Source organism: Elstera sp. (assembly GCF_044372965.1).
Lineage (GTDB): Bacteria > Pseudomonadota > Alphaproteobacteria > Elsterales > Elsteraceae > Elstera.
The window spans coordinates 1-9583 of record NZ_JBILQX010000137.1; the positions used below are offsets into that span (position 1 = coordinate 1).

Here is a 9583-nt window from a genome sequence, read left to right on the forward strand (position 1 = left end):
CGATCACCGCGACCGGCAGACCATTGAGGAACAGCACCACATCCGGGCGGCGGGTGGCGCGGTTTTCGATCACGGTGAATTGGCTCACTGCCAGCCAATCATTCGCCGCAGGAGAATCGAAATCGACAAGGCGCACCCGGTCCCCCCGGATCGTGCCATCCTCGCCGTAAAATTCGACCGGAACCCCCTCCACCAGCGCCCGATGCAGGCGGCGGTTTTCTTCAATCAAGGACGGCGATTGCGCCGCCAAAACCGCCTTCAGCGCGTCCTGCCGCGCGTCGGCAGGGATATGGGGGTTCAGACGATCCATCGCTTGGGTCAGCCGCCCGACCAGCAGCGCATCGGAATAAGCCGCACGTTCTGGGGCCGATCCGTCGGGACCGATCCCCATATCGGACCGGCAGCCATACCCCAAGCCCACCAATTGCTCCAGCAGCAGGGCTTCAATGTCAGCTTCGGAGAGATACGGCATCGGGGCGTTTCCCTATCGTCTTATCGGGCAGCGTTACACAAGCGGCCCGGCCTGCGCCGGGTTCAGCCGGATTTCCCCGGATATGAGCTTGGGAAGCAGCAGGTCGCGGGTTTGGGCGAGGGTGCGGGATTCATCCAGGTTTGCTGATCGCTTATTCCATAGCGAGCCAACCAACTCATCAAATTGTTCGGCTAATTTTAGCCCCGGCCATATAGCCGGAAGTCGATATACGTTATTCCGGTTTAAACCAGGAACGGCCGCATCTGTATTCATTTCAGATAGCGGTTTATCGTCCAAAAGATGATATGAGAAGAGAAGGCTACATCTCTTTATTTTAATAAAAAACACCGTATCAATCGGAAAAACCGGAGTATCAACCCAATACAATGTCCCCACACTTCCTTTTCGACCAACGATTACTGCTGGTCCATCTACAAGCGGTTCGCTATGGGTTCCGGTCTGCCCCCCTGAACCAAAAACTGGTATTTCCCCGATTTTCCGCGATGAAGCAGTGAGAGCTTTACCATAGTTAAGATCTAATAGCTCTCCAACGGTGGTACTCTCCCATCCCTTCGGGATTCCCTCCTCGTCCAATTGATCCGGGAACAAAGCCCAAAGTTCAGGCGCAAGATAGGGGGCGCGGCCTTCCAGTTTGGCGCGGGTGGGGCCGAAATCGACGAACCAATCCTTGAACAAGGCCCGCGCCATCGCCTCCAGCGTCGCATTCATCCGCCGATTCAGGTCGATTTTGTCGTCGAGCGTGAGAAGGACACTAGCGATGGCGCGTTGTTCTTTGATATTGGGCAATGGAATCTTTAATTCACTGAGAGCTTTTCCTGTCAGGTGTTTGATCGTTGTTCCGGTGAAGAATGGTTCTAACCAACCAAAACGGCCAGCCAACATAAACCAATAGAACAAGTAGTAGTTATCGAGACCCTCTCTCGGCCTGATTCTGTGTAACGCTTTCTGAATTTTCATATCGGTAACTTCCCCGCGCCAAATTGCACATCGCCCCGGCTCTCCCCCCTCACAAACGATTAAATCACCATTTCGAATTCCATAACGCTCATTCTCATTCTCTTCAAATTTCATTAACGATAAGTCATTGAGATCGAACGCGCCCCAACGGACATTGCTATTGCCAAGATATGGACGCAGAACACCTTTATTTTTCTGAGCATCAAGCATCTTACCGAGATTTGACTCTATGTAATCGCCCAACCTAACAATTGGCCTCACAGCCCCCCCCTCCTGCACCTCCACCTTGTCCCGCGCGATGATTTCCCGAAACGTTGCACTGGTGCTGGCCCAATCCACCACATCCACTTTCCAGGGCAGGTCCGAGTCCGAAAAAGCTTCCCGTAGGCTGGCCGCGACATCCAGCGGCAGGGGCGTTTCGGTGATAATCGCCAAATCCAGGTCGGAAAATTCCTTGGCTTTCCAGGTGGCGCGGGAGCCGAAGGCCCAAACCGGGTACTGCGGCACATGGGTTTGCAGAATATCGCGGACGATGGCCCAATGGTCCGGGTGAAGGTCGATCAGTGGCGGCGTCATGCTTGGCGGGCCTTGATTTGATCGCGCAGGTAAACCGCTTCCGCCAGAAAGCCGGGAATATGGGCCACAACCTCCAGGGCGATTTTTTCGTCGTAGGTATGGCTGGTTTTGGACCGCATATCGCGGTAGCGCCGCCACTCCGGCCAATCCCCCAACAGCAGCCGGTTTTCACTCCCCGAGCGGATCAAATCCTGAAAGCTCATATCATCGAATTCCGCCGGGTTGGCCGAGGTGGCCTCCAGATGGCGTTTCAGCATCTTGTGGCTGATTTCATAGGTGAATTCGAAGCGCTGGATCAGCCCATCGCGGATTTGGGTATCGCTTATGTCCTTTTGATACCGCAGCCAGCCTTCGTTCAAACGGTCAATCGCCCGGTCGAGCGGGCTCAGGTCGAGCTTTTCATCTGACATTGCCGTTCTCCGATCAGAAACCAAGGGTTTTCAGATTCGCTTCGATCTGGGCATCGAGCGTCGCGGCCTCCGCCTGCTGGTCGCGCCATTGGGCGGCGAGACGCGCCATTTTATCTGGGAAAAGCTCGCCGTCGTCCTCCTGTTCCGCTGCCCCCACATAGCGGCCCGGCGTGAGCACATAGCCGTGTTCCTTGACCAACTCCAACTCGGCGGATTTGCAGAAGCCCGGCACGTCCTGATAGTCGCGGCCTTCGCGCCAGCGGTGATAGGTATCGGCAATCTGGGCGATTTCCTCATCCGTCAGTTCCCGGCGGGTGCGGTCCACCAAGACTCCCAGTTTGCGGGCATCAATGAACAGAATTTCCCCGCGCCGGTCGCGGAAGCGGGCGTTCTTTTTATTCTTCGCCAGAAACCACAGGCAGGCGGGAATTTGGGTGGAATAGAAAAGCTGACCCGGCAGCGCGATCATGCAATCGATCACATCGCCGTCGATCATCGCCTTGCGAATCTCCCCTTCGCCCGATTGGTTGGACGACATGGAGCCATTGGCCAACACTACCCCGGCGGTGCCATTCGGGGCCAGATGGTGCAGAATATGCTGAAGCCACGCAAAATTGGCATTACCCGCCGGGGGAATGCCGTATTTCCAGCGCGCATCCTCCCGCAGTCGTTCCCCGCCCCAATCGGAGATATTGAACGGCGGGTTCGCTAGGATGAAATCGGCCCGCAGGTCCGGCAGTTCATTCTTATGAAAGCTGCCTTCGGAGTTCCAGCGGATATCCGCATCAATCCCGCGCACGGCAAGGTTCATTTTGGCAAGACGCCAGGTGGTGTAATTGCTTTCCTGCCCGTAAATGGCGATATCACCGATCCGGCCCTGATGGGCTTCGACGAATTTTTCCGACTGAACGAACATCCCGCCCGACCCGCAACAGGGATCGTAAACCCGGCCCTTCTGCGGCTCCAGCATCTCCACCATCACCCGAACAACCGACCGGGGGGTGTAGAACTCCCCGCCGCGCTTGCCTTCACTGCCCGCAAACTGCCCCAGAAAATATTCGTAGACCCGGCCCAAAACATCGCGCGCGGCTTCGTCCTCCTTGCCCAAGGCAATGCCGGAGATCAGATCGATCAATTCCCCCAGCATCACCGCATTCAGCGACGGGCGGCCATAATCCTTAGGCAGTACCCCTTTCAGCGACGGGTTGACCTTTTCAATCGCCAGCATCGCTTCATCGATCTGCTTGCCGATATCCGATTGTTTGGCGGTGGCTTGCAGGTGCGACCAGCGGGCCTCCTTCGGCACCCAGAACACATTCTCCGCTGCGTATTCGTCCGGGTCTTCGGCCCCTTCCGGGTATTCCGCCAGCAGCTTAGAATGCAGCGTGTCGAAACTATCCGAGATATGCTTGAGAAAGATCAGCCCCAGTGCGACGTGCTTATAGTCCGACGGCTCCATATTGCCGCGTAGCTTATCTGCCGTTCGGAACAGGTCTGCCTCGAACCCCAGAGTAGCCCCACCGTTGGCCGCTGCCTTCGCCATTCTCTCGATACCCTATCGTCAACCATTCTTACCGGGCCAAATCTGACCGCAAGAGTTGTATCGGTCAATGCGGTAAAGCAGCCAACAAGCGTTCGCTCCCCAAAGAAGGGGGCTGCCTTTGGACGGCTCCTCCTTTTTATAGCCGATAAAAAACCCCCGGGCGTTTTTGGAATGCCCCTATCGGGGGAAGACATGAAAAACCCCTGATCGGCTGACCGCCGTGGACGCTCCCCTCTCGACAGAAGGGCAAACTGACCGCAAGGTGAAATTGCATCATGCTGCGTCAGTCCAGGGCAATCTCTACGCAGCCAATGCCGGAAGGTGGGTTTTAAGGTGGGTTATGATGAAATGCCATAGTGAATATGATTATATTTCATTATGATAGATAGTTAGTGCGGCGGACATCCCCTCCGCCATTTATTGATTTTAGACAGTCCATAGACGCCCCGCCATAGTGCGGGGTTCTTTGTTTTCTGCGCTTTTGGGGTAAACCTACCGTCCATAGCAGTCCATACTTGACCCACCAAAGCCGACACCCGATGGTGGGTTGAATGGCGGGTTTTCCTTCTCTCAATCGCAATTCGGCACGAAGAGAGGGCAAACCCACCATAAACGTGGAATAGAGGACCGAGGCACCCCATGCCAAAAGTCGTTAAACCTTTGACTGATAGGCAGCTAAAGACACTTGGTCCCGGTCGGCACGCTGTTGGGGGAGCGGCAGGACTGCTTCTTCAAGTAAGCGATACGGGTCGAAAATCATGGATTCTGCGTTTTGTCTCACCGGTTACAGGCAGACGGCGCGAGATGGGCTTGGGCGGATACCCTACCCTGAGCCTGGAGGAAGCACGAGGCCGTGCCCTAACCCACCAAAGAGTGATTGGGGATGGATTGGACCCGCTCGCAGAGTCGGAGGCCATAGAGATCGCAACAACAGCGATCAATGCACGCGCAACAACATTTGCACAGGCCGCCGCGAGTTTTTTAAAACAGCATCGGGATGGATGGAAAAACCCTAAACATCAGCAGCAATGGGAAAATACCCTGCAAAGCTACGCTTTACCCGTAATCGGCGACCTGCCGCTGAATAATATTTCAGTCGAGCATATATTAAAGATATTGGCACCAATTTGGACAATGAAGAACGAGACTGCCTCAAGGTTACGGGGGCGGATCGAGAAAATTTTGGACTTCGGCAAAGTGATGGGGTGGCGCGAGGGTGAGAATGTTGCACGGTGGCGCGGCAACTTAGATCATCTTCTGCCAGCTCGCGCGCGTGTTCGAAATGCGGGGAACCATGCTGCAATGCCTTGGGCCGACGTTCCTCAGTTTTGGGTCCGCCTGGGAGCCGCCGACGGCCTTGGGGCAAAGGCAATAGCCTTTGCGGTCCTAACCGCAGCTCGCACAGGGGAAGTCCTCGGTGCGCGGTGGCAGGAGATCGATTGGCAGAATCAGCTTTGGACGATTCCAAAGGATCGCATGAAAATGCGTGTGGAACACCGGGTACCACTTTCGCGTGCTTCAATGAGGTTATTGCAGCAGCTTCAAACGATCAGGCAGACAGAGGATGGTTATCTATTCCCAGGCAACAAACCCAACCAGCCCTTGAGCGACATGGTGATGCTTATGACGCTCAAACGTATGAAGATCGACGCTACGGTGCACGGTTTCCGATCAGCATTTCGGACTTGGGCTGCGGAAAAAACCGAATTTGACCACCACGTGTGCGAAGCAGCCCTGGCCCATCGGTTGAAGGACAAGGTGGAGCGAGCTTATACGCGGGGAGACTATCTCGACAAGCGGCGGGGTCTCATGGAGGACTGGGCGGACTTCGTGACAGGCCTGTGAGGATCGGCCTACACCAATCCATCTAAGCGCAAGTATAAATTGCGAATTTTGTGGATAAATCCAAACAGAGCCATGCAATAAACAAATTCCATCCATGCGCTTACAGCGCGTTCTGAGTTTTTCTTGTCCACGATTTCAATTATAGATTCCAATGGCCTAACCTGAAATCCGTCCTGAACTTCGCATATCATAATGCGCCGAACAAAAAGTGAATATGAGATTATCTAATAAATATCAATAGGTTAAACATTTGCAGTCTTAATCCGTCGCCTCTAGGCTCTAGCCATCCATACAGGGAAGGATAAGGCCAATGTCAGCAGAGGCGATTGAATACACCATTCCATTCAAGAACCGCGTAACGTTGCGCCCGAAGGAGTTCTGGGAAGCAGCGGGCTTCTCAAGGTCAAAATTCTGGAAACTCGTTTCAGAAGGCAAGATCAAAACCTTCAAAAATGGAAACATGACCTTCGTTCCGGTCAACGAGTTAGAGCGATTCGCAGCAGGCGAACTGCATTAACTCTTCTATCCCGCCTCGGGTTATTCAGGGCGGTACATCCTTAACATACTCGCGCCCCATGCGCATCGGTCCGGCCACGACTCCTAACAGAGCGTATAAAGTCCGGGGGGCCGATAAAAATGCACACTTTTATTCGTGCAGATAAGAAAACTCTATCGTTAGATTAGGGTTTTCAGGAGGGGGCAACGTGACAGAACCACGACCCTCAATCGACCGCGAAGCGTGGAGAAGACGCCCGTGGAACGATGCGTTGATAGGTAGCGTGTAAAGGCCGACCGCACAACCCCGGCCTCCCTGTTCAAAGGTTACGTGTTCTTCTCCGTGTCGAAAAGCTCATCCGGCTCCGACGGACAGGGTAGCGACACATCGGGCCGGATAGGCAAGGTGTGTCTCCGCTATCCCCACCAACAGACAGGGGGGGGCATATAAAAAACCTAACCGGGCATTAAGCCGCCCAAGTTGCCGAAAGCGCTTCCGCCTGCTGAAGCACGGTTTGAACGGCTGTGTCCTGAAGATCAGGTGGATAGCCGTGCTTGCGTAAGATGCGCTTCACCAACACCCGGATTCGCGCCCGCGCGCTTTCCCGGTGCGACCAATCGACGGTCACGGTCGATTTCAAGCCCGTTAGAAGCTCGTGAGCGATCACCTTCAGCGAGTCGTTGCCCATAACCTCTACCGCACTCGCGTTTTCGGCCAGCGCGTCATAGAAGGCAATTTCCTCTGGCGATAGTCCCTCCGCCTCGCCCCGGCGGCGGGCTTCGCGGAGATCGTGGGCAAGCTCGATCAACGCCTGAAGAACTTCGACCGTACTAATCGCGTTGGTGTGATAGCGCGCCACCGCCTGTTCAAGCCGTTCCGAAAAGCGGCGGGTTTCAACAACGTTCGTGCGGGTGGACGACTTAACCTCGTCGTTCAGCAGCCGTCGCAGCGCCTCCAGCGCTAGGTTCTTCTTCTCCATCTGCTGCACTTCGGCCAGAAACTCATCAGACAGAATGGAAATATCCGGTGTCGTCAGCCCGGCGGCGGTCAGAATATCGACTATGCCGGTCGAGACCACGGCACGATTGATAATCTGCTGAACCGCAAATTGTTTACCCGCCCCCGATTTTCCGCCGCCTGGGGCCGTTACCACAAGCGCGGCGCGCAAGGCTTGGAAGAAGCCTACCTCGTCACAAACCGCCCGCCCCTCATCGGTCGCAGCGGCCAAGGCAAAGGCTTGCGACAACGCCAGAACCGCGTCTTGAAACCGCCGATGCGCCTGCTTTTTTGCCTCGTCCGTCGCCTCTTGCGCGGCGGCCTTATGCTGCTGATCGAGAATCCATTCCAGCGCTTCTGCCATCACTGCAAGCCGCTCGTGCGGGGTGCCAGTCAGGCCACGGGCGTACTCGAAGCCTTTGAACATGGCACGGACGATATCGATCTTCTCTAGAAGGACCGCCACCGCTTCCGCCTCATCGACCCCGACTTTACCCTGATCGGCAGCAGAATATTGCGCCAGAGCGTTTTTCAGGTTCTGCGCAAGACCGATATAATCGACGACCAGCCCAGCGGGCTTATCGCGGAACACACGGTTAACGCGGGCAATCGCCTGCATCAACCCATGCCCTTTCATCGGCTTGTCGATGTACATCGTATGCATGGAAGGGGCATCGAACCCGGTTAGCCACATATCGCGGACGATCACCAGCTTGAGCGAATCGTTCGGGTCTTTGGCCCGCTTGGCCAGTAAATCGCGCCGAGCTTTCCCCCCGATATGCGGCTGCCAAGCTTCAGGATCGGCGGCAGAGCCGGTCATGACGATTTTTATCACGCCCTGCGTATCGTCGTCCGAATGCCAATCGGGGCGCAGGGCGATAATAGCGTTATAGAGCGCTACGCAGATGCGGCGGCTCATGCAAACCACCATCGCCTTGCCGTCCAGGGCGGCCACCCGATCTTCAAAATGGCGGACCAAATCCCCCGCCACCATCGCAAGGCGCTTTTCGGCCCCCACCAGCGCTTCGACCGTTGACCATTTTTGCTTCAGCCGTTCCTGCTCGGTCACGGCTTCTTCTTCGGTCAGTTCTTCGACTTCGGCGTCGATCCGGGGTTTTTCTTCCTCGGAAAGCTCAATACGGGCCAAGCGACTTTCGTAATAGATGGGCACCGTTGCCCCATCGGCCACCGCGCGGCTGATATCGTAAACGTCGATATACTCGCCAAACACCGCGCGCGTGTTGGCGTCGGTCGATTCGACCGGCGTTCCGGTAAAGCCAATGAAGCTGGCATTCGGCAGGGCATCGCGCAGATATTTGGCGAAACCATAGGCGATTTCCCCGGTCTTCTGCGCAACCTTGGCCTTAAACCCATATTGGCTGCGGTGGGCTTCGTCGGCGATAATCACCACATTCCGCCGGTCGGTGAGAACCGGGTAGGCCCCGGCCCCCGGCGGCGGCGCGAATTTCTGAATTGTCGTGAAGATCACCCCGCCCGATGCGCGGTTGAGCGCGGCTTGCAAATCCTCGCGGCTATCGGCCTGAAGCGGCGTTTGCCGGATCAAATCGCGGCACAGGGCAAAGGTGCTGAAAAGCTGATCGTCCAGATCGTTCCGGTCGGTAATCACGACAATGGTGGGATTAGCCATTTCCTTTTGCCGCACCAATTGCCCAGCATAGAAGGCCATCAGGAAGCTTTTGCCCGACCCTTGCGTGTGCCAAATCACCCCGGCCTTGCGGCTGCCGTCGGGGGCAGAAGCCGCAACGGTCGCGGCGACGGCATGGCGCACGGCATGGAACTGGTGATAGCCCGCGATGATTTTTACCGTGCCGCTGCCCGTCTCGCCGAAAACGGTAAAATCGCGCATCAAGTGCAAAAAGCGCTGCGGTTCGAACACGCCCTCAATCAGAACCGCCAGTTCGGGCTTGCCTTTGGCCGCAACCCCGCTGCCATCGGTGGTGCGCCAAGGCATGAAGCGTTCTTCATTGGCGGTGAGCGACCCGATCCGCGCCGTCAGCCCGTCGGAGGTAACGAGCACCGCATTGGTGCGGAACAGCGACGGGATTTGCGCCTTATAGGTTTGAAGCTGATTATAGGCGGCGGTCAGGGGCACCGTTTCCAGCCCCGGCTTTTTCAGTTCGATCACCGCGACCGGCAGACCATTGAGGAACAGCACCACATCCGGGCGGCGGGTGGCGCGGTTTTCGATCACGGTGAATTGGCTCACTGCCAGCCAATCATTCGCCGCAGGAGAATCGAAATCGAGA

7 protein-coding genes are annotated in these 9583 nt (G+C 56.1%); 2 read left to right on the top strand and 5 right to left on the bottom strand.

All coding sequences use genetic code 11. The features are described from left to right. The 4 genes from ACIQ36_RS14935 to ACIQ36_RS14950 all read right to left on the bottom strand — a co-directional run. The coding region (locus tag ACIQ36_RS14935; protein WP_395830681.1) for a type I restriction endonuclease at window positions 1-472 on the bottom strand (472 nt) is incomplete at its 3' end. A 33-nt stretch (window positions 473-505) separates the two neighbouring features. Continuing rightward, the gene (locus tag ACIQ36_RS14940) at window positions 506-2026 is read right to left on the bottom strand and encodes a restriction endonuclease subunit S (protein ID WP_395830682.1); all 1521 of its coding nucleotides are present in this window, start codon (window positions 2024-2026) and stop codon (window positions 506-508) included. Then, entirely contained in the window at window positions 2023-2436 is a 414-nt protein-coding gene (locus ACIQ36_RS14945; RefSeq protein WP_395830684.1) for an HI0074 family nucleotidyltransferase substrate-binding subunit, read from the bottom strand. Before ACIQ36_RS14945 ends, ACIQ36_RS14940 begins: the two co-directional genes overlap by 4 nt. Before the next feature lie 13 nt (window positions 2437-2449). Further along, window positions 2450-3979 carry a type I restriction-modification system subunit M gene (locus ACIQ36_RS14950; RefSeq protein WP_395830686.1) on the bottom strand — a complete coding sequence of 510 codons (1530 nt, stop codon included), beginning with the start codon at window positions 3977-3979 and terminating at the stop codon, window positions 2450-2452. A 639-nt stretch (window positions 3980-4618) separates the two neighbouring features. On the opposite strand from ACIQ36_RS14950, the gene ACIQ36_RS14955 reads away from it, so the two are divergent. Together ACIQ36_RS14955 and ACIQ36_RS14960 are read left to right on the top strand one after the other, a co-directional pair. Beyond that, a complete protein-coding gene (locus ACIQ36_RS14955; protein ID WP_395830688.1) occupies window positions 4619-5824 on the top strand; it encodes a tyrosine-type recombinase/integrase in 1206 nt (401 codons plus the stop codon). Window positions 5825-6134: 310 nt separating this feature from the next. Next, complete coding sequence (locus ACIQ36_RS14960; protein WP_395830690.1) at window positions 6135-6341, top strand: hypothetical protein; 207 nt, start codon at window positions 6135-6137, stop codon at window positions 6339-6341. Window positions 6342-6786: 445 nt separating this feature from the next. On the opposite strand, the gene ACIQ36_RS14965 is transcribed toward ACIQ36_RS14960, so the two are convergent. Next, the coding region (locus ACIQ36_RS14965) for a type I restriction endonuclease subunit R (RefSeq protein ID WP_395830692.1) at window positions 6787-9583 on the bottom strand (2797 nt) is incomplete at its 5' end.